Below are 21,179 nucleotides of genomic sequence, written 5' to 3'. Positions count from 1 at the left end.
GGTTCCTTATGACTACGCATTTTCGACTAATTTTTACTACCTGTGCAAATGAGAATGAAGCGCGTCTGCTGGCTCAGCACCTAGTTAAAGAAAAGCTAGCGGCCTGTGTGAACATTTTGCCGACCATTGAATCTATTTACATGTGGGAAGGTGAAGTGACTCAAGCCAAAGAGAGTAAGTTACTGATCAAAACAAAATCAGAAAAAATGAATGAGGTGATCCAAACTATCAAGAAGTTGCATAGTTATGAGGTGCCAGAAATTCAGGTCGTTGATGTCGCAACAGGCAATTTAGCCTATTTTAATTGGATGGATGAGGTACTTAATTAATGCGATCGTTCTTTTTATTACTCTGTGCACTGTGGTTATTGCCAGCCAGTGCAAGTAATAGCAATTTACTCGGAAATTTACTGCAACAACCAGCAGAACAAACTTTTCTTCCTGTGGATCAGGCCTTTGTTTTTGATTTTGATCAGCAAGGTAACACCCTCTTCATTGGCTGGGACATAGCGCCAGACTATTACTTATATAAAAAGAAAGTCGAAATAATTGCCAAAGGAGCTGATATTGAAATTCCAGACCTTGGCAAAGGTGAAATAATCGAAGATGAGTTTTTTGGCAGAACCGAGGTTTTTTTTGATTCCTTAAGTATCATCTCCAAATTAAGCAACGTGACAGAAGATGCCGTTGTAAAAGTGCGATTTCAGGGCTGTGCAGAGGCTGGCTTATGTTATCCGCCAGAAGTTAGAACCATCCCTCTTTCAATCATCGCCGGTGAGCAGGTTACCGACAGTGCATCTGCGGGTAATGCATTAGCGGCATTAACAGCCAATGCTGAGTCTTTAGAAAATGCAGAGCCTTCAAAAACAGAACAAAAAAATACACCTGCAGCTCCCAAGGGGGAACAGTCTTATACAGATAAATTAGCCTCACAGGGATTACTGACTAATTTAGTGATTTTCTTCTTGGTGGGTGTGGGTCTGGCCTTTACGCCGTGTGTTTTTCCGATGTTTCCAATTTTATCGAGCTTAATAGCAGGCCAGCAAAACCTTTCAACGAAAAAAGCATTTTCATTATCTTTTGTCTATGTACAAGGTATGGCGGTGACATATGCTGCGTTAGGTTTGGTGGTTGCTTCACTGGGTGGACAAGTTCAAGGGTATTTACAGCACCCAACCGTACTGATTAGCTTTAGTATTTTGTTTGTATTGCTGGCCATGTCGATGTTTGGTTGGTACGAAATTAAATTGCCAAGCGGCATGATGAATAAGCTCACTCAGGTGAGTAACCAGCAAAAAGGCGGCAACTATGTTGGCGTGTTTATGATGGGGGTGTTGTCGGGTTTAATCGCGTCACCTTGTACCACGGCACCGTTATCAGCAGCCCTGCTTTATGTTGCACAAAGTGGCGACTACTTGGTAGGCGGCTTGACGCTTTATGTACTCAGCTTAGGTATGGGCTTACCGTTATTATTACTTGGCACGTCAGGTGGTAAATTACTCCCTAAAGCCGGCGGTTGGATGGAACAGGTTAAAATCTTGTTCGGCTTTATTATGTTGGTTGTGCCACTCATTTTATTAGAGCGAATTGTTGATATTGAAATCATTTGGTTGATGGCCGGTTTACTTGCACTTGCAACCGCGTTGTATTTGCACCATTGGCAAAGTGGTCAGTCGCAAAGTAAGCTAAAAACGGTTTTATGGTTTGCGGCAACGTTATTAGTCATTACAGGGGCTTCGTTAACGAAAAACTACTTTTGGCCGACTAAAGCAGTGGTTACTAATGTGGTAGAGCAAAACCACGGCTTTACACAAGTGGCGAACCTAGCAGAGCTTAAAGATAAAATTAGTGATGCAAATAGCCAAGGCCGTTTAGTGATGGTGGACTTGTATGCCGATTGGTGTGTTGCGTGTAAAGAATTTGAGCATTACACCTTTCCAGATGCCAATGTGCAAAGTGAGTTTGCTCATTTTGAGTTAATTCAAATTGATTTAACCGAAAGTGATGCAAAAACCATTGAGTTAATGGAAGAGTACACGGTGTTTGGTTTACCAAGTATTTTGTTTTTTGATACCCAAGGTAACGAGGTAGCCGAGCAACGAGTCACGGGCTTTTTAAATGCGAAAGACTTTGCCGAACATTTAGCAAAAGTACGAAATAACGCAAAATAAACGGTTAATTGCATCGAACAAGCTGAACGCCACTCAATTGAGTGGCGTTTTTATTTTTAAAAGAGCACTTCATGTAAAATCTAATACATTAGGTTTAATTTTAAACGGTTTGAATAATTAATCACCCTAATAAAACAACAAGGATAACTTGTCGCAGCTCCTTGTCACACGTACGATGCGCCTTGTTTAAGAGTGATTAGACCAGTATTTTGCTGCTATTTACGTCGAAATATCTATAATAGGTGGTTAACGTGAGAAATAGTTGCTATTTTACATTTACCCTCTTAAGTTAAGCAGGGGTTTATGTTGAATATGTTTAAACTAGTTACTTAAAGGATATATCGCGTATTATGGCTGCAAAATTCAGACTTTTAGTTATAAATGGGCCAAATTTAAACATGCTTGGCAAGCGTGAACCTGAAAAGTATGGCACACAATCTCTTGACGAGATTATGGCTGAACTAAGCACGGTCGCGACGCGTTACCATGTTGATTTAACGCATTTTCAAAGTAACAGTGAAGCGGCGCTTATTGAGCGAATTCATGCAGCGTGGCAAGCGGTTGATTGTATTATTATCAACCCTGCAGCATTTACACATACAAGCGTTGCCTTACGAGATGCATTACTCAGTGTAAACATTCCCTTTTACGAGGTGCATTTAAGTAATGTACATGCACGTGAAGCATTTCGTCATCATTCGTATTTTTCGGATGTGGCACAAGGCGTTATCGTTGGATTAGGAGCAATGGGTTATAAAGTAGCACTTGAAGCTGCGGTTAATCGGTTGCAAAACACACATTAATTTTAAATAAACTAACAGGCGGGTCGTTTAATGGATATTCGCAAGATCAAAAAACTTATCGAACTAGTAGAAGAATCTGGTATTGCTGAATTAGAAATCACTGAAGGTGAAGAATCAGTACGCATTAACCGTAATAATATGAGTGCAGGTCCTGCAATGCATTATGCACCTCAACATTTTGCGGCACCAGCGCCGGCAGCAGCACCTGCTCCAGTGGCTGAAGCACCAGCGGCAGAAGCAGCACCAGCAGCACCAACCGGTCATCAAGTTAAATCACCAATGGTAGGTTCTTTCTACTCAGCAGCATCACCAGAAGCAGCGCCGTACGTAGAAGTAGGTTCAAAAGTAAATGTTGGCGATACACTGTGTATCGTTGAAGCAATGAAAATGATGAACCAAATCGAATCAGACAAAGCGGGCACAGTAAAAGCTATCTTAGTTGAAAACGGCGAGCCAGTAGAATTCGATCAACCTTTATTCATCATTGAATAATAGCGCAACAAAAGGCCAACTCTATGTTAGATAAAGTAGTCATTGCAAACCGAGGTGAAATTGCACTTCGTGTATTGCGCGCCTGCAAAGAGCTTGGGATCAAAACTGTTGCTGTGCACTCAACGGCAGACCGTGATCTTAAGCACGTGTTACTGGCAGACGAAACAATTTGTATTGGTAAACCTGCTGCGTCTGAAAGTTACTTAGATATTCCGCGCATTATTGCGGCGGCAGAAGTAACGGATGCGGTGGCGATTCACCCAGGTTATGGTTTTCTTTCTGAGAATGCAGACTTTGCTGATCAAGTAGAGCAAAGCGGCTTTGTATTTATCGGTCCAAGAGGCGACACAATTCGTCTAATGGGCGACAAAGTATCTGCAATTGAAGCAATGCGTAAAGCTGGCGTACCATGTGTACCAGGTTCTGATGGTCCATTAACGGCTGATAATGAACGCAATATTCAAATCGCTAAGCGCATTGGTTACCCTGTAATCATTAAAGCAGCAGGCGGCGGCGGTGGTCGTGGTATGCGTGTTGTGCGTAGCGAAAAAGAATTAGTAGATTCAATCGCATTAACACAACAAGAAGCGAAGCAGTTCTTCGGTAATGGCATGGTTTACATGGAAAAATTCCTAGAAAACCCACGTCATATCGAAGTACAAGTATTAGCTGACGGCCAAGGTAACGCTGTTCACCTTGGTGAGCGTGACTGTTCAATGCAACGTCGTCACCAAAAAGTGGTTGAAGAAGCACCCGCACCGGGCATTACAGCTGAAATGCGTAAGTTCATCGGTGATCGTTGTACTCGTGCATGTATCGAAATCGGTTATCGCGGTGCAGGTACTTTTGAGTTCTTATACGAAAACGGTGAGTTCTACTTCATTGAAATGAACACCCGTATTCAAGTTGAGCACCCTGTAACAGAGATGGTAACAGGTGTTGACTTAATTAAAGAACAGCTAAAAATTGCTGCGGGTCAACCATTATCATTCACTCAAGAAGATGTGGTTATTCGTGGTCACGCCATTGAGTGTCGTATTAACGCAGAAGACCCTGAAACCTTCATTCCTTCACCGGGTAAAATCACACGATTCCACCCAGCTGGCGGTTTAGGTATTCGTTGGGACAGCCACATTTATGCTGATTACACTGTACCACCTCATTACGATTCAATGATTGGTAAGTTGATCTGTTACGGTGAAAACCGTGATGTAGCGATTGCGCGTTCACGTAATGCGTTAAACGAATTAGTTATCGACGGCATTAAGACCAACACCCCACTGCACAAGAAAATCTTGGCAGATGAAAACTTCCAAAACGGTGGTACTAATATCCACTACCTTGAGAAGAAACTCGGTCTTTAAACATAATAATGTTTACCTAAAACAAACCGGCAACTTTGCCGGTTTTTTTGTGTCAAATTCAAGGCATGGCTGATTCTCGCCTTACATAAATAATCTGGTATGATTAACAAAGTAGTGTGTTTTTAGTTTTTCATGAGGTAATAATGACCGACAGTGTTGGTTTTCCACTGGCTGATGAAGCTGCAACGGTAAACATGGGTAAGCAACTTGCGGCGTTAATGGAGCAAGGCGCGGTAATTTATTTGCACGGCGACTTAGGAGCCGGCAAAACGACTTTAACGCGTGGTATTGTTCAAGGTTTTGGTCATCAAGGTAAGGTTAAGAGTCCGACGTATACATTAGTAGAGCCTTACCAATTAACGAAAGCAGATGTCTATCACTTTGATTTATATCGTTTAGGTGACCCTGAAGAACTTGAGTATATGGGAATTCGTGACTATTTTTCACCACAGGCAATTTGTGTGGTTGAATGGCCCGAGAAAGGGGGCGAGTTTATCCCTACGCCCGATTTAGATGTCACGTTACGCTATGAAGGTGAGGCACGTGCTATTGAAATAAAGAGTTTAACTGAGCGTGGTCAGTCTATAGTTAGACAATTAAAGAGCGCGCAATAATAAAATAAATAACAATAAAAGGTGTGTTATCAAAAATGGGTCGTTGTACATTTAAACTATTAATTTTTTGGATGCTTTTGATTGTTAGTGACGTTGCGCTGGCACAAAATTCCATTAATAGCGTGCGTGTGTGGCCCTCTCCAGACAGTACTCGGGTTGTGTTTGATTTAAACGACAAACCCGATTACAGCTACTTTATGCTGAAAAATCCATCGCGTTTAGTGATTGATCTCAAAGACACCGATAAGTTAGATACACTGCCAAGTATTCCAAATAAACACCAAATAGTTTCTAAGCTGCGTTATTCGAAACCAAAAGACAGCAAAAGTGTGCGCTTTGTTTTTGAATTAACCCGAGCGACGAAGCCCGTGGTATTTGCATTATTACCTACCGACCCTTATAAGCATCGTTTAGTTGTTGACCTTGTTGATAAAACACCAAAAGCGGAGCCGATAGCGAGTACGAATAGCAGTGTCAAAAAGCGCGAGCTTAATCAAGAGCGTGATATTGTGATTGCGATTGATGCAGGGCACGGTGGTGAAGACCCCGGTTCAATAGGGCCATCAGGCACCTATGAAAAAGACATCACGTTGCAAATCGCTAAACGCTTGGAGCGAATGATTGATGCTGAGCGCGGGATGATTTCACGTATGATCCGCCGCAGTGATTATTTTGTAAACCTGAATACGCGTACCAATATTGCACGCGAGAAAAAAGCAGACTTTTTTGTGTCTATTCATGCTGACGCCTTCACCAGTCCGCAACCGAATGGAGCCTCTGTGTGGGTGTTGTCGCTGCGCCGTGCAAACTCAGAAATTGGTAAATGGATTGAGGATAAAGAAAAGCATTCGGAGCTTTTAGGCGGTGCAGCTGGGGTGTTAAAAGACACCGCTAGTGAAAAGTATTTAGCGCAAGCATTGCTTGATATGTCGATGGACCACTCAATGAAAACGGGTTTTAACGTCGCTGAAGAGGTGGTGAGAGAGCTGAAAAAAGTGGCTAAATTACATAAAAAAGAACCACAAGCAGCGAGCCTTGCAGTGCTTAAATCGCCAGATATTCCCTCTATTTTGGTCGAAACAGGGTTTATCTCGAATCCGCGTGAAGAACGTTTACTAAAAACAGCCAATCACCAAGAGCGATTAGCTAAAGCAATCTTTAAATCAATTAAAAGCTATTACTTACAAAATCCACCGGATGACTCTTTATTTGCTAAATTAAAAGCGCAATACCCAACCAAGCATAAGGTACGCCCGGGTGAATCGCTAAGCATGTTGGCGAGTCGTTATGGCACATCTGTGAGCAAGCTTAAAACGGTAAATAACCTAAAATCGAACACTTTGTTTATCGGGCAAGAGCTTGATATTCCCCAAAGCTAGTCAATTAGCGTGTTAGGAACACTATGAGTATAGAAATATTACCCGCGCGACTGGCTAACCAAATTGCAGCGGGTGAAGTGGTTGAGCGTCCCGCGTCAGTCGTTAAAGAGCTGGTTGAAAATAGTTTGGATGCCGGTGCGACGCGAATCCAAATAGATATTGAACGTGGTGGTCATAAGCTTATTCGGATTCGAGATAATGGCTCGGGTATTAATAAAGATGAGCTCACATTGGCACTATCTCGCCACGCAACCAGTAAGTTAAAGTCACTCGATGATCTGGAGAATATTTGTTCGCTGGGTTTTCGTGGTGAAGCGCTGGCCTCGATCAGCTCAGTATCACGTTTGACATTGAGCTCGAAGCCAAAAGAGCAAGAGGCTGCATGGCAAGCGTTTGCTGAAGGCCGTGATATGGCGGTGCAAGTCAAGCCAACAGCCCACCCCGATGGCACTACCATTGAGGTGAAAGACTTATTTTTTAACACCCCAGCACGACGTAAATTTTTACGCACCGAAAAAACCGAGTTTTCGCATATTGATGAGCTTATTAAGCGAATCGCTTTAAGCCGCTTCGATGTGTCGATTACGTTAACGCATAATGCCAAGGTCGTGCGTCAGTACCGTGCTAAACCAAACCCTGAAGATGCGATTACCCGTGTTGCGCAAGTTGCTGGTAAAGCATTTAGCGAACACGCTTTACATATTCAATCTGGTGAAGCGGGGCTGATGCTGCGAGGTTGGGTTTTACCTGTAGGGTCAAGCAACAGTACGCAGTACACCTATGTAAATAATCGCATGATGCGCGATAAGTTGATTCTGCATGCAATTCGTCAGGCCTTTGAAGAGGTCGCAGGGTCTGAGGAGCTACCAGGCTTCGTTATTTATATTGATATTGACCCGCGCCAAGTTGACGTTAACGTGCACCCGGCCAAACACGAAGTGCGTTTTCACCAAGGGCGCTTGGTTCATGATTTTATTCTACAAGCGATTAAACAAGTGGTCGTGCCGCTTCAGCATGACGTCGATTTTGAGTCAGGTGTTAATAACACGGACTCTGTTGCAGACACGCCGCTTAATTTCACTCAACCAAGTACGTTGCCAGTGAGTCGCCCTGCTACAAGCTATTCTGAGCAGTATGATTACCCTAAGTCGGCATTACAGCCAGCGCGTCACCCTTCGTATTCATCGTCGGGTGGGGCATCGCGAGCAGGGGGCAGTGCGCCAAGTGAGCCCCGAACTAAAACGACTCATCACGATGTTAATGCGTTTTATCAAGGAATTAGCGAGCAACACGCGGCACATTTTGACCGTGTTAGCCCTGAGCCCAGTGTTGCAGCGGTAACCGATACACAACCCGCATTGACCCAGCTTATCCATGTGCAAGAGGGGCAGTGTGTATTTTGTGAAGATAACCAGTTATTTGCAGCTCACTTTAAGCATGCACTGAGCCTCGACTGGCACACTCAGGTTGAACAAGCAGGAAACCTTGAAGGCAAAGCATTGCTGTTGCCTGTGCGTGTTAATGTGAGTGATGATGACGTTAATGCGCTTAATGCGCAGCAATCTTGGTTTACGTTATTAGGGTTTGACCTAGTCATTGAAAAACATTTTGTGATGGTGAAAAAACTGCCGCCCTGTTTGTATTTATTAGATGTGAGTGATGCAATAGCACGACTTATTAGTGCCTGTCAGAGTGTTGATAGCACATTAGACGGTTGGCTTATTTGGCTTGATAGCCAAATACCGACCCGGTATTTTGCAAGCCAAGTCTTTTTGGAACAAATATCGCGACTAGAAAATAATCCACAAACAATGCAACGTTTGCGTGAAAAAGCAGTTAAAATAGAACTATCTCAGTTTTTAAACGAAGCAAGGTAATCAGGCTTGAATAACTTACCCGTCATTTTTTTAATGGGACCAACAGCTGCAGGGAAAACCGAACTGGCAATTGCATTATGCGAGCACCTTAACACTGAAATTATCAGTGTTGACTCCGCACTTGTATATAAAGATATGAATATTGGTACGGCTAAGCCCGATGCTGATGAATTAGCGCGAGCGCCACATCATTTGATTGATATTATTGATCCAGCAGAGAGTTATTCAGTCGCAGATTTTCGTCGCGATGCAATTGAAAAGATTGATCTATTTCATGAGCAAGGTAAAGTACCTGTACTGGTTGGCGGTACAATGATGTATTTTAAATCATTACTTGATGGCTTATCACCGCTACCAGAGGCATCACCCGAAGTACGTGCTGAGCTTGAAAAAGAAGCAAAGCAGTTTGGTTGGCCGCATTTGCACAAAGAGCTTATTAAAATTGATCCTGATGCTGCGAGCAAAATGAGTGAAAATGATTCACAACGCATTAATCGTGCGCTCGAAGTGTATCGTATAACAGGTAAAACAATGACAGAGCTGCAAAAACAAAAGCAGCCTGAGTTACCTTATACTTTCCATCAATTTGCGATTGCACCTGATGATCGCAGTGAATTGCATCAGCGAATTGAGAAAAGGTTTAAAATAATGCTCGACCAGGGGTTTGAAAATGAAGTTTCATCCCTATATAAACGTAAGGATTTACACCCCGATCTGCCATCAATTCGTTGCGTAGGTTATAGACAAATGTGGGATTACATTGCAGGCGAAACTGACTATGATGAAATGGTCTTTCGTGGTATTGCAGCCACACGGCAGTTAGCCAAGCGACAGCTAACTTGGTTAAGAGGTTGGCCAAATGTTACTTGGTTAACCACGGGTGATGAAGAAAACTTGCAACGTGTAGTAAGTTCGCTAAGCTAGTAGTAGTTGAAAAAAATTTAGCTTTGTTAAATGAGTTCAGCTACTTAATTATAATAACACCTAGAACGAAGGAAAATAACATGGCAAAAGGCCAGTCGTTACAAGACCCATTTTTGAATGCGTTACGTCGTGAGCGCATTCCAGTATCAATCTTTTTGGTTAATGGCATTAAACTTCAGGGTAAAATCCAGTCATTTGACCAATTTGTTATTTTACTAGAAAACACCGTAAATCAAATGGTGTATAAACACGCTATTTCTACCGTTGTTCCAGCGCGATCTGTTAACTTCCAAGGTGTACAAGGAAGTGATGATGCAGAAGAGCAAGAAGCTGGAAACTTTTAAATTTAGGAGCGTAATGCTTGTTTGACCGTTATGAAGCCGGCGAACAGGCAGTTTTAGTTCATATCGACTTACCTAAAGAGGGGGATCGCGAAGATCTTCACGAATTAGAGTTGTTGGTATCTTCTGCTGGTGTTAGTAGTTTGGCGATTGTGCAAGGCAGTCGTCAAGCACCACATCCGAAACTATTCGTCGGGACCGGAAAAGCAGAAGAAATCGCTGAAACTGTCAAAATCCACAATGCAGATGTCATCATTTTCAATCATCAACTTAGCCCGTCACAGGAGCGCAATTTAGAGCGCGTTTGCCAGTGTCGTGTACTTGATCGTACGAGTTTGATCTTGGATATTTTTGCGCAGCGAGCGCGTACCCACGAAGGTAAACTTCAAGTGGAGTTGGCTCAGCTTCGCCATATTTCTACTCGCCTGATCCGTGGTTGGACCCACCTTGAAAGACAAAAAGGCGGGATTGGTTTACGAGGACCGGGTGAAACTCAACTCGAGACAGATAGACGCTTACTGCGTGCAAGAATTAAGAATATTCGTGCCCGTTTAGATAAAGTCGCTGTTCAGCGTGAGCAGGGGCGACGTGCGCGTACTCGAAATGAAATCCCCACGGTGTCATTAGTTGGGTATACCAATGCGGGTAAGTCGACACTCTTTAACCGTATAACAAATTCTGATGTGTATGCAGCGGATCAGCTGTTTGCAACACTTGATCCAACGTTACGTAAGTTGGACATTGGAGACATTGGCCCCGTTATTTTGGCCGATACGGTGGGCTTTATTCGCCACTTACCACATGATTTAGTGGCTGCCTTTAAAGCAACATTAACAGAAACGCGTGAAGCCGATTTACAGCTTCATGTGATTGATGTGGCAGACCCTCGCCGTAAAGAAAATATAGAGCAGGTGCAATCGGTACTCAAAGAAATTGAGGCAGACGATGTGCCACAATTATTGGTTTATAACAAAATTGATGCGCTAGATGACGTTGCGCCACGTATAGATAGAAACGACGAAGGGCAACCTATTCGCGTTTGGCTTTCGGCACGTACGGGGGTCGGTTGTGAGTTGTTGTCTGAGGCAATTAATGAGTTACTTGCCAAAAAAATGTTTGCCGATGAGCTTAAATTACCGCCACAACATGGGCGTATTCGTGCCGCATTATTTAATTTAAATGCTGTGCATGAAGAGCAATTTGATGAGCAAGGCAATTGGCTTTTGTCAGTACGTTTGCCTATGGCGGAATGGAATCGTTTGAAAAAAGAAATGGGGCATGACCTCGATTCTTTTGTAGCGGCGAACTAAAAATCAGCAGCATTTGTCATTTTTAGTATGAGAAATGCTGTATATTTGATAGATTTAACCTAATTCATTTAGATAACAATGGAGTATAGCTATGGCCTGGAATGAACCGGGTAATAATGGCAATGATAAAGATCCGTGGAATAATAAAGGCGGTAAAGATCAAGGCCCACCTGATTTAGACGAGGTACTGCGTAAGTTCTCCGGCAAGTTTGGCGGTTTATTTGGTGGTAACAAACCAGGTAACAACGGCGGCGGACTTGGTGGCGCAGGCATTTCTTTCATTTTAATCATTGCCGTCATCGTATGGGCATTGAGTGGTATTTACACCGTAAAAGAAGCCGAGCGTGGTGTGGTTCTACAGTTTGGTCAATTTGACCGTATTGCTGAACCTGGCTTACGTTGGAAGATGACGTTCATCGAACGTGTTATTCCTGTTGATATTGAAGCCGTTCGTTCATTATCAGCAAAAGGGTTTATGCTCACCGAAGATGAAAACGTAGTTAATGTTGAGTTTGAAGTTCAGTACCGTGTAATTGACCCACATCTTTACAAGTTTAGTGTAACGGATGCTGATCACAGCTTACAACAGGCACTTGATAGTGCACTGCGTTATGTCATTGGTCATGTGAAAATGGACCAAGTACTCACAACAGGTCGTGAGGTAGTTCGTCAACAAACATGGGATGAACTAAACAAAATTATCGAGCCTTATAACCTCGGTATTATTGTCAGCGATGTGAACTTTAAAGACTCTCGTCCGCCGGGCGAAGTGAAAGATGCCTTTGATGATGCGATTGCAGCGCAAGAAGATGAAGAACGTTTTATTCGTGAAGCCGAAGCATATGCCCGTGAAATTGAACCGCGTGCACGTGGTCAAGTCACACGTATGACACAAGAAGCAGAAGCGTATCGCGAACGTATTACCCTTGAAGCACAAGGTGAAGTGGCACGTTTTGAAAAGTTATTACCTGAGTACCAAGCAGCAAAAGAAGTCACGCGTCAGCGTTTATATATTGATGCAATGGAACAAGTGTTAGGTAACAGCTCTAAAGTGTTAGTCGATGTGAAAGGTGGCAATAACATGCTGTATTTACCACTTGATAAAATCATGGAAAAGCAAGGCACGGCAACGCGAGTTGCACTTCCAAGCTCAAGTGATATCAAGGACCTTCGCAATAAGATAAACACATCACGAAACAGCACTGTTAATCCAAGCGGTGATCGTTTCGCTACTGACCGTTTTAATGAGGGGAGATAAACAAGATGAAAAACTTTAGTTTAGTCATACTCGCCCTTGCTCTTGTATTGTCGTTCTCAGCAGTATTTGTTGTGCAAGAAGGCGAAAAGGCAATTGTGCTGTTATTCAGCAAAGTGCAAAAAGACGACAGTGATAACGCGGTGGTGTATGGGCCTGGTTTACACCTTAAAGTCCCATTTTTTAGCCAAGTACGTCGCTTAGACGCACGTATTCAAACGCTAGATGGTGCACCAGACCGCTTTGTAACCAGCGAGAAGAAAGACTTAATTGTTGATTCGTACGTAAAATGGCGTATTAACGATTTTAGCGCTTTCTACTTGCGTGCTCGTGGTGATAAGCAATACGCTGAAACACTCCTAAAGCAAAAAGTTAATAACGGACTGCGTACTAACTTCGGTTCGCGCACTATCAGAGAAATTGTCTCTGGTGAGCGAAGTGAGCTGATGGAAGAAGCATTAGTACAAGCATCAGAAAGTGCGCAAGAGTTAGGTATCGAAGTACTTGATGTGCGTGTTAAGCAAATTAACTTACCACAAGAAGTGAGTAGCTCTATTTTCCAACGTATGCGTGCTGAACGTACTGCAGTGGCAAAAGAGCACCGTTCTGAAGGTCAGGAAAAAGCGGAAACAATTCGTGCAGAAGTCGATCGCCGAGTCACCGTTATGCTTGCTGATGCAGAGCGAAATGCACGTACTGTGCGCGGTGAAGGTGATGCGAATGCCGCAGCTATCTACGCGAACGCATACAGTAAAGATGCTGAATTCTTTAGCTTTGTTCGTAGCTTAGAAGCATACAAAAATACCTTTAAAGATAAGCAAGACGTGATGGTTCTATCACCGGATAGCGATTTCTTTAATTACATGAAAGGTTCTAAAGCACAGTAATTTACTGTCGCTGTTAAAAGCCCCGCCTATTTTGCGGGGCTTTTTTGTTTCTGAGATTGCTTAAAACATAGACTGTCTGTTTTTATAAACCTCTGTTCTGCCTGTAATTGTGCTATTAAATAAGATGATAAAAATTCAGCCGCAGAAAAAATAAGCTAAACGGGGTGATCTTTCACCTCGTTTTCTGGTAAAATCTCGTCCTAATTTTTTCTAAGTGAATTTGCAATGGGTAAAAACGTTGTTGTACTAGGCACCCAATGGGGTGACGAAGGTAAGGGTAAGGTAGTTGACCTCCTTACAGACAAAGCATCTTTAGTAGTTCGTTATCAAGGTGGTCATAACGCAGGCCATACTTTGGTGATCAACGGTGAAAAGACGGTTTTACACCTTATTCCATCGGGTGTATTACGTGACAATGTTAAGTGTGTGATCGGTAATGGTGTTGTTTTATCACCAGAAGCATTAATGAAAGAAATCGGCATGCTAGAAGAGCGTGGCGTACCAGTACGTGAACGCTTATTAATCAGCGAAGCATGTCCGCTAATTTTACCTTTCCACATTGCATTAGATTTAGCCCGTGAAAAAGCACGTGGCGATAAGCCAATCGGTACGACAGGTCGTGGTATCGGTCCAGCTTATGAAGACAAAGTAGCACGTCGTGGTATACGTGTTGGTGACTTATTCAACCCTGAACAGTTTGCTAGTAAGCTTAAAGAAGTATTGGAATACCATAACTTCACGTTAGAGCATTACTACAAAGTAGAACCAGTTGACTTCCAAAAGACATTTGACGATGCAATGGCAATCGCTGATATCTTAAAAGCAATGGTTGTTGATGTTACTGAGCTTCTTGATCAAACACGTTTAGCGGGCGACAACATCTTATTTGAAGGTGCGCAAGGTACGTTACTTGATATCGACCACGGTACATACCCATACGTAACATCGTCTAACACCACTGCAGGTGGTGTAGCTACCGGTGCGGGCTTTGGTCCATTACACCTTGATTACGTATTAGGTATCATCAAAGCTTACACAACACGTGTAGGTTCAGGTCCATTCCCTACCGAGCTTTACGACGGTCTAGATAAACAAGACCCAGTAGGTAAGCACTTAGGTGAGAAAGGCCATGAGTTTGGTGCAACAACGGGCCGTTTACGTCGTACAGGTTGGTTAGATGCAGTGGCTATGCGCCGTGCAGTACAAATCAACAGCATCTCAGGTTTCTGTTTAACTAAACTAGACGTACTAGACGGTTTAGAAACACTGAAAATCTGTACTGGTTACCAGTTAGAAGATGGCACAGTAACGAACGTTACACCATTAGCTGCTGAAGGCTACGAGAAAGTAACACCAGTATACGAAGAGATGCCTGGTTGGTCTGAAAACACAGTCGGTGTTACTTCAGTTGAAGAGCTGCCAAAAGCAGCGATTGACTACATCAAACGTATCGAAGAAATCACTGGCGTGCCAGTTGATATCATCTCAACAGGTCCAGACCGTGTTGAAACAATGGTATTACGCAACCCGTTTGCATAATCACGATATGTTTAAAAAAGCTGCTTCGGCAGCTTTTTTTGTGCCTAAAATTTATTCTGGAATGAAAATTGTATATTATTTACTAAGACAGATTTTCATTAAGTGATTTTGATGCGTGTTTTATTGCCTTTAACATTCCTCTTTTCAAGCCAAGCCATGGCTGAAGAGCCTATTACAGCAGTCCCTTTGTATACTGAGAGCGAGTTAATTGGCTTAATTAATAAAAATGCACATTTGGCACGGGTAAAGGCTGATGATTGCCAGCTAGTACAAGATATTGAAGCGCGAGCCAATAAAATGGCGTTGCCATCGTATCAATTCCTGTATGGTGATATGTTAGCGTATGCGGTGTGTGTAGACCGCAATGTTGAGCTGGGTGTTTATTACATGCGCCAAGCCGCACAGCAAGGTTTCGCAGCGGCACTCGAGCAGCTTGGTCGTTACTATGATGTCGGCCAATTAGTACAGAAAGATAAAGCCATGGCGGTCACCTACCTCAGAGAAGCGTCGGCACAGGGAAACCTTAAAGCACAAATTCGCTTGGTTAACCTATTCAATCAAGGCTATGGCAGCCCTCGTGACTATGAAGACGCCTACCGTTGGTTATTTCACTCAATGGTGGCTGACAAAGCACAGCATAAAAAAGTAGAACAGTTACTGGCTAAATTGGCAGAAAAAATGCCCGACAGCGTTGTCGCCCGCGCCCGTCTACCTGATTAAACAAAGGCCAGCAAATGCTGGCCTTATCGTTATTATTAGTCTTCTTTTTTCTCTTTATTTTTACCGTTATTCGGATCTTTTAAAACAGAAAGTTTAGGAGGCTGTAGTGCCACGACTCGTTCACCAACTTGAGGTGTTTTTTCCATGTGGGTGGTGAAAGGGCGAAGACGTATAGGTGAATCATCGTCATCATCTTTTTCACCATTTAGAATAAACAATGGAATTGCTTCACTGTTGACTTCTTGGTACTGCTCCCAGCTAAACTCGTCAGAAATACGCGTTGCACTCACTTTACCCCCTTTCGCGATTAAGCTACTTAAACGAGCATAGGCCCCGTTATCACCAAATAAAATTTGTCGTGATAAGAACGTCGCACTGTCTTTATTCGCTTTAGCGTGGTTGGTTGATGAGCGCAGTGAAAATACATTTTTTTCATCCAATAGGTGAGAAAAATACTGTACGCCCAAGGCATTATGATGACGGTTTGGCGACAGTGCCAACACGTTTCTAATTGTGGTTAGGGGTAAGTAACGCTCAGCATGTTCTGATTGCGGGTTACCGTAATAACAGGGTAAACCATCCATGCGCGCCATGCGACAGTTTTCCCACGCGGGGTCAGATAAATGAACAGGAATGTTTTGTTCTTTTAAACCACAGGCGATAGCACGTGCAACATGGTTTGCACCTATGATAAGAATCGTATTAGGTGACGGCTGACGTACTTTTAATAATTTAGCTAAAGGCGTTGCCGTTAAACTCTGTAAAACCACAGTGACGATAATGACTGTGAAGATAAGTGGCACTATTTTTTCTGCATCCGCGATACCGGCTTCGACCATGCTTAGGGCAAACACAGAGCCTACTGCCGCCGCGACAATACCGCGTGGGGCTATCCACGATAAGACGAGACGAGATTTTAAGGGTAAATCACTTTTAAACGTCGAAATTGCGATACACGCAGGGCGCGCCACAAATAAAACAATGGCTAAAAAGATAAACACGTCGCTGTGCAGCATCATTAAGTCGGAAAGCTGTAAACGTGCAGCCAGTAAGATGAACAGGGATGAAATGAGAATCATCGACAGGTCTTCTTTAAATTCAAGCACAGAGTCTATTTCTAAGTCGTCCTGATTAGCAAGCCATATACCAAAGACGGTAACAGCAAGTAGTCCTGATTCATGGCTTAAGTGGTTAGAAACCGTGAAACTAATGAGCACTAAGGCTAGTATGCCAAACTTATGTAGTTCGAACGGTAACCACTCTCGGCGAATAAGTAGGGTTGTTAACCAGCCAGCGACGACACCGATTGTTAAACCAACGCCTAGGGTCTTGAATAAAGCAATGATCGTGTGGCTGAGTACTTCGCCCTGACCAACAAGCATAACGGCTTCAAATACCAGCACTGCAAACAAGGCACCAATGGGGTCAATAACAATACCTTCCCAGCGTAATATGCGGTCGATATCTTGCGTAGGCCGCATTGAGTTTAATAAAGGGGCAATAACCGTCGGGCCGGTAACCACTAATACTGCCCCCAGAACTGCTGCAACGCGCCAGTTTAGTTCTAAAATCCAATAGGCACTGAGGCTTATAATTAAACAGGTGGTGATCATACCGATGGAGCATAGGTTTCGAACAACTTTGCCTATGCCTTTTAACTCTCGAAAATGAAGCGTTAAGGAGCCTTCAAAAAGGATCACTGCAACACTCAATGACACGACAGGGAAAAGCAAGTCGCCGAGTAAGGCATCGGGGTTTAAAATGCCGCTAAATGGGCCAAGTAATAAACCCGTTAGTAGTAAAAATAAAATAGCGGGTACACGAAACGCCCAGGCTATCCACTGTGCTAACACAGAGCACAAGGCGATCCCTGCTATATAAATTGCTGACATAGAATAAAGTATCCTTTAGTTACTACTATTTAAAAACACCAACGAGATAGGTAATCGCGTTTGAAAACGATAAACAGTCGTTAACTTTTAAATAAAATTGCTTACCTATTAAAGCCTACTCACCGTCATAGACACAAGCAAACTTGTTGCTTCACATACGATTTTAGTCGTTATTACTACTTTTTGGGCTGCTTTCGACAACAAAATCTTTAAAAGTTGATAAAAAATCATTAAGTGATAAATGCTAGGTCTTAACTGTTTGTTATTTGAGCTCTATTTTTCAAGGTTATGGTAAGTATAAAAGGTATGATTGCTTTTCAGACTTGATCTTACCCCTATGTTTACCGTATTATATTTCGTGTTCAAACAATTTGATATCTAAATGATTGGTAACGAAAACCCTTTCTACTTAGAGCTCAAGCTCTATTTAATCAATTGTTTGGCGAGCTAAGTGTGTATTTTACACTTTGTTTTCTAATTAAATAGAAATGAGCTTGGCCCTATTCAGTGTGTATTTATTACGTGTTGAATAGAATATAAGTTCATTGTCTGGTCAATGTTTAGTTCCCATCGTGGCAGCTAAATCTCGGTCATACAGTCTACACCCTATCTGTTGGTGTACCAGACTGTATAGGCTCTATGTATGTTGTTATTAATAAAAGCCGCACACAGCTTTTTACAGCGATACATAAACAACACTTATCTTTTTATAACAACTTATGGTTTATAACCGTTTGGTCTACTGACTGAATAAAAGTTGTGCTATATCTAATCGCATTACTTGCGTGGCTTAGCTGTGTGCTCAGATAAGTGGTTTGACAGATTAATTATGATCAGTGCGTTTAGCTCGGCTAAACGTGAGTCTTTTAATCAGTGGCATTTTGACACTGAACAGATAGTAAAATGGAAAGTTGAACAGTTATGCAAAAGTTTAAATGGCAACGTATAGTACTAAAAGTTGGTAGCGCCTTAATCGCACCTGATCAAGATGGGTGTCGTTCTCGTTATTTACTGACCATTGCACAGTTCATCGTTCGTTGTCGAGCGCAAGGTATCGAAGTTATTTTAGTATCGTCAGGTTCGGTGGCTGCTGGTTCGCATTTATTCCCAGAGCAAGAGCAACGCTCTGTGACGATGAAAAAAGCAATGGCAGCGGCTGGCCAAACAGAAATGATGGCCATGTGGGATCGCTTTTTTGATTTCCCATCGGCGCAAATTTTATTAACGCATGGTGATTTGCGAGACCGTGAACGCTATACAAGTATTAGAGAAACAGTATTTACTTTACTTGAGCACGGTGTATTGCCCATCATTAATGAAAATGACACGGTAACAACCGACGATTTAAAAGTAGGTGATAACGATAACTTATCGGCCATGGTTGCGGCTGCGGCAGATGCGGATGCCTTGATGATTTTCTCAGATGTCGATGGTTTATATGACAAGAACCCTAATTTACATGAGGACGCTGTCTTATTACCTGAAATCGAAAGCATTGATGAATCAATTTATGCTATGGCTGGGTGTGCAACCAGTGCTGTAGGTACTGGCGGTATGAAAACGAAAATAGAAGCAGCAGAAAAAGCGACTTCACATGGTATCACCACCTATATTTTAAACGGGTTTAAAGAAGAAACATTTAACCGTTTATTAGCAGGTGATAATCCAGGCACTATTTTCACCCCATACGAAAAACCAATGCAAGAAGCGGTGCATTGGATGACCCACACTGCCAATGAGCAAGGTGAAGTTGTGGTTGAAGGTTCAATTAATGAATCATCAAACCGAGAAAATGGGTGTATTCGCAGTGATGAAATTCTTGCGGTACACGGAGAATTTGGCGTAGGCGATACTATTTTAGTACGCAGTGACGATGGTACGCGTCTAGCAAAAGCAACAGCGAATTACAGTAGCTGTTTATTAAGTTTTATAGCTGACAACGAGCAAAGTGAATTTAGCGAGAAAATGCAGGATTCAATTGGCCCCGTTGTATCAGAGAAAGATATCGCATTATTGGAGAAGTCATGAGTTTAATTACGGATATTTCGAGCCAAGCAGCACACGCTGCTACCCAGCTAGCCTTACTGGATACAGCCACTAAAAATCAGGTTTTAACTGAGATGGCACAGGCACTTCGTGAAAGTAAAGCGTTCATTATCAAAGAAAATGAAAGCGATTTAGCTGCGGCGCGTGATAATAATCTCCCTGGGGCAATGATTGATCGCTTAACGTTAAATGATGAGCGTATCGAAGCCATGGCTGAAGGGATTGAGGTAATTGTTAGCCTTGACGATCCTGTGGGTCAACTACGTGAAATTACTGAGCGCCCGAATGGCATTAAGATCAGTAAAATGCGTGTGCCTTTAGGTGTGGTGTGTATGATTTACGAAGCGCGTCCTAATGTAACAGCGGATGCGGGTGCATTGTGTTTCAAATCAGGTAACGGTGTCATATTACGCGGTGGTAAAGAAGCGCTTAAAAGCTCGCAAGCGATTGCCAGTGTGATGCACAAAGTATTAGAAAAGCATGGCCTGCCAACAGCGTTAATTTCGGTGATTCCAGACCCAGACCGCGGTTTACTCATGGAGCTGATGCAGCAACGTGACACCATTGATTTAATCATTCCACGCGGTGGTGAAGGCCTAATTAACTTTGTAACAGAAAATAGTACGATTCCTGTTATTCAGCATTTTAAAGGCGTATGTCATCTTTATGTAGATAAAGACGCCGACTTAAATGTGGCTATTAATCTATTACTTAACGGTAAAACGCAGCGTACAGGCGTGTGTAATGCACTTGAAGGTTTAGTCGTTCACCAAGATATCGCTGATGAGTTTTTAAACTTATGTGCAGTGGTACTGCGTCAAGAAGGCGTAAAAGTGAATGCAGACGCAAAAGCCGCAGCGTATTTTGACAACGCGACTGTACTGGCCGACGATGAGTTTGGTGAAGAGTACCTCGATTTAGAAATCGCGATTAAAGTTGTTCCTGATTTCGCGGGTGCGATTGACCACATTGCTAAATTCGGTTCTAACCACACAGAAGTGATCTGTACAAAAGACCAAGCTGCTGCGCAGTTATTCCAACGTAGTGTAGATGCTTCAGTGGTTATGGTTAATGCATCGTCTCGTTTTTCTGACGGCTCGCAATTAGGTTTAGGTGCAGAGATTGGTATTGCAACAACCAAGCTGCATGCTTATGGCCCAATGGGCTTAGAGTCACTCACGACAGAAAAATACCTAGTGAACGGCGAAGGTCAAATTCGCGAGTAATTATTTACGCAAAATAAAACATGAAAATGCCGGGCTCTGCTCGTAATGCCAGTCAGTTAAGAGCTGACTGGCATTTTCTTTTGTAAGGATACTTATTTGGTTTCCTTCTTATCACCCTTGGATAATGCCTGTCTGGTAGCCTATCGGGTAAGATAAACAACCTAAGTGTTTTCAGTAACTCATCATAATGAACAGGTAACTTACTTGCACTATGTATTGGCGTAAACATGAAGAAAGCGATTACCTGCCGCATAGATTGGCTAAAGCTTAATTGAGTAGGCAAGATATCTTCTTCTTTAGTTGCATCAAGCATGATTATGCGTATTAAGTTGTAAGCGAG

18 protein-coding genes and 1 pseudogene are annotated in these 21,179 nt (G+C 42.7%); 17 read left to right on the top strand and 2 right to left on the bottom strand.

Annotated features, from left to right (window positions below; all coding sequences use genetic code 11):
• Nucleotides 1-8: 8 nt before the first annotated feature.
• From cutA to LPA49_RS13730, 15 genes are all read left to right on the top strand, one after another.
• Nucleotides 9-329, top strand: a complete 321-nt coding sequence (gene cutA / locus LPA49_RS13800) for a divalent-cation tolerance protein CutA (RefSeq protein WP_036973361.1) — start codon at nucleotides 9-11, stop codon at nucleotides 327-329.
• Nucleotides 329-2,170, top strand: coding sequence for a protein-disulfide reductase DsbD (locus tag LPA49_RS13795; RefSeq protein ID WP_230236848.1), 1,842 nt, complete (start codon nucleotides 329-331; stop codon nucleotides 2,168-2,170). Before cutA ends, LPA49_RS13795 begins: the two co-directional genes overlap by 1 nt.
• A 350-nt stretch (nucleotides 2,171-2,520) precedes the next feature.
• Nucleotides 2,521-2,973: a type II 3-dehydroquinate dehydratase gene (gene aroQ, locus LPA49_RS13790; protein WP_036973359.1), complete on the top strand. Its 453-nt coding sequence runs from the start codon at nucleotides 2,521-2,523 to the stop codon at nucleotides 2,971-2,973.
• A gap of 30 nt (nucleotides 2,974-3,003) precedes the next feature.
• Nucleotides 3,004-3,465, top strand: coding sequence for an acetyl-CoA carboxylase biotin carboxyl carrier protein (accB, locus tag LPA49_RS13785; RefSeq protein WP_036973358.1), 462 nt, complete (start codon nucleotides 3,004-3,006; stop codon nucleotides 3,463-3,465).
• Between the two features lie 23 nt (nucleotides 3,466-3,488).
• Complete coding sequence (accC, locus tag LPA49_RS13780) at nucleotides 3,489-4,829, top strand: acetyl-CoA carboxylase biotin carboxylase subunit (RefSeq protein WP_036973357.1); 1,341 nt, start codon at nucleotides 3,489-3,491, stop codon at nucleotides 4,827-4,829.
• A 143-nt stretch (nucleotides 4,830-4,972) separates the two neighbouring features.
• Entirely contained in the window at nucleotides 4,973-5,443 is a 471-nt protein-coding gene (gene tsaE / locus LPA49_RS13775) for a tRNA (adenosine(37)-N6)-threonylcarbamoyltransferase complex ATPase subunit type 1 TsaE (RefSeq protein WP_036973356.1), read from the top strand.
• Nucleotides 5,444-5,514: 71 nt separating this feature from the next.
• On the top strand, nucleotides 5,515-6,822 hold the full coding sequence (locus LPA49_RS13770; protein ID WP_227006797.1) for an N-acetylmuramoyl-L-alanine amidase: 1,308 nt from the start codon (nucleotides 5,515-5,517) through the stop codon (nucleotides 6,820-6,822).
• A gap of 23 nt (nucleotides 6,823-6,845) precedes the next feature.
• The gene (gene mutL, locus LPA49_RS13765) at nucleotides 6,846-8,699 is read left to right on the top strand and encodes a DNA mismatch repair endonuclease MutL (protein WP_230236846.1); all 1,854 of its coding nucleotides are present in this window, start codon (nucleotides 6,846-6,848) and stop codon (nucleotides 8,697-8,699) included.
• Between the two features lie 6 nt (nucleotides 8,700-8,705).
• Entirely contained in the window at nucleotides 8,706-9,623 is a 918-nt protein-coding gene (gene miaA / locus LPA49_RS13760) for a tRNA (adenosine(37)-N6)-dimethylallyltransferase MiaA (protein WP_074989208.1), read from the top strand.
• Nucleotides 9,624-9,703: 80 nt separating this feature from the next.
• Nucleotides 9,704-9,967 (top strand): RNA chaperone Hfq, encoded by a 264-nt coding sequence (hfq, locus tag LPA49_RS13755; protein WP_036973352.1) that lies wholly within the window; start codon nucleotides 9,704-9,706, stop codon nucleotides 9,965-9,967.
• A gap of 17 nt (nucleotides 9,968-9,984) precedes the next feature.
• Nucleotides 9,985-11,274 carry a ribosome rescue GTPase HflX gene (gene hflX / locus LPA49_RS13750; protein ID WP_036973351.1) on the top strand — a complete coding sequence of 430 codons (1,290 nt, stop codon included), beginning with the start codon at nucleotides 9,985-9,987 and terminating at the stop codon, nucleotides 11,272-11,274.
• 91 nt (nucleotides 11,275-11,365) lie between these two features.
• Nucleotides 11,366-12,532 carry an FtsH protease activity modulator HflK gene (hflK, locus tag LPA49_RS13745; protein WP_036973350.1) on the top strand — a complete coding sequence of 389 codons (1,167 nt, stop codon included), beginning with the start codon at nucleotides 11,366-11,368 and terminating at the stop codon, nucleotides 12,530-12,532.
• Between the two features lie 5 nt (nucleotides 12,533-12,537).
• Nucleotides 12,538-13,416 carry a protease modulator HflC gene (gene hflC, locus LPA49_RS13740; RefSeq protein ID WP_036973349.1) on the top strand — a complete coding sequence of 293 codons (879 nt, stop codon included), beginning with the start codon at nucleotides 12,538-12,540 and terminating at the stop codon, nucleotides 13,414-13,416.
• 225 nt (nucleotides 13,417-13,641) lie between these two features.
• Complete coding sequence (locus tag LPA49_RS13735) at nucleotides 13,642-14,955, top strand: adenylosuccinate synthase (protein WP_036973348.1); 1,314 nt, start codon at nucleotides 13,642-13,644, stop codon at nucleotides 14,953-14,955.
• A gap of 111 nt (nucleotides 14,956-15,066) precedes the next feature.
• Nucleotides 15,067-15,675, top strand: coding sequence for a tetratricopeptide repeat protein (locus LPA49_RS13730; RefSeq protein ID WP_230236843.1), 609 nt, complete (start codon nucleotides 15,067-15,069; stop codon nucleotides 15,673-15,675).
• A 35-nt stretch (nucleotides 15,676-15,710) separates the two neighbouring features.
• On the opposite strand, the gene LPA49_RS13725 is transcribed toward LPA49_RS13730, so the two are convergent.
• Nucleotides 15,711-17,567: a sodium:proton antiporter gene (locus LPA49_RS13725; protein WP_036973346.1), complete on the bottom strand. Its 1,857-nt coding sequence runs from the start codon at nucleotides 17,565-17,567 to the stop codon at nucleotides 15,711-15,713.
• A 921-nt stretch (nucleotides 17,568-18,488) separates the two neighbouring features.
• On the opposite strand from LPA49_RS13725, the gene proB reads away from it, so the two are divergent.
• Complete coding sequence (gene proB / locus LPA49_RS13720; RefSeq protein WP_036973345.1) at nucleotides 18,489-19,595, top strand: glutamate 5-kinase; 1,107 nt, start codon at nucleotides 18,489-18,491, stop codon at nucleotides 19,593-19,595.
• Nucleotides 19,592-20,839 (top strand): glutamate-5-semialdehyde dehydrogenase, encoded by a 1,248-nt coding sequence (locus LPA49_RS13715; RefSeq protein WP_074989209.1) that lies wholly within the window; start codon nucleotides 19,592-19,594, stop codon nucleotides 20,837-20,839. The genes proB and LPA49_RS13715 overlap by 4 nt, the downstream gene beginning before the upstream one ends.
• 52 nt (nucleotides 20,840-20,891) lie before the next feature.
• Here the strand turns inward: LPA49_RS13715 and LPA49_RS13710 are convergent.
• A pseudogene (locus tag LPA49_RS13710) lies at nucleotides 20,892-21,179 on the bottom strand (IS4 family transposase); the annotation flags it as partial.

Origin of the sequence: Pseudoalteromonas sp. MB41 (genome assembly GCF_020966275.1) — a bacterium.
GTDB lineage: Bacteria > Pseudomonadota > Gammaproteobacteria > Enterobacterales > Alteromonadaceae > Pseudoalteromonas > Pseudoalteromonas lipolytica.
The sequence above is the reverse complement of the archived record's forward strand: the minus strand, read 5'-3'. Positions and strand labels throughout refer to the sequence as shown.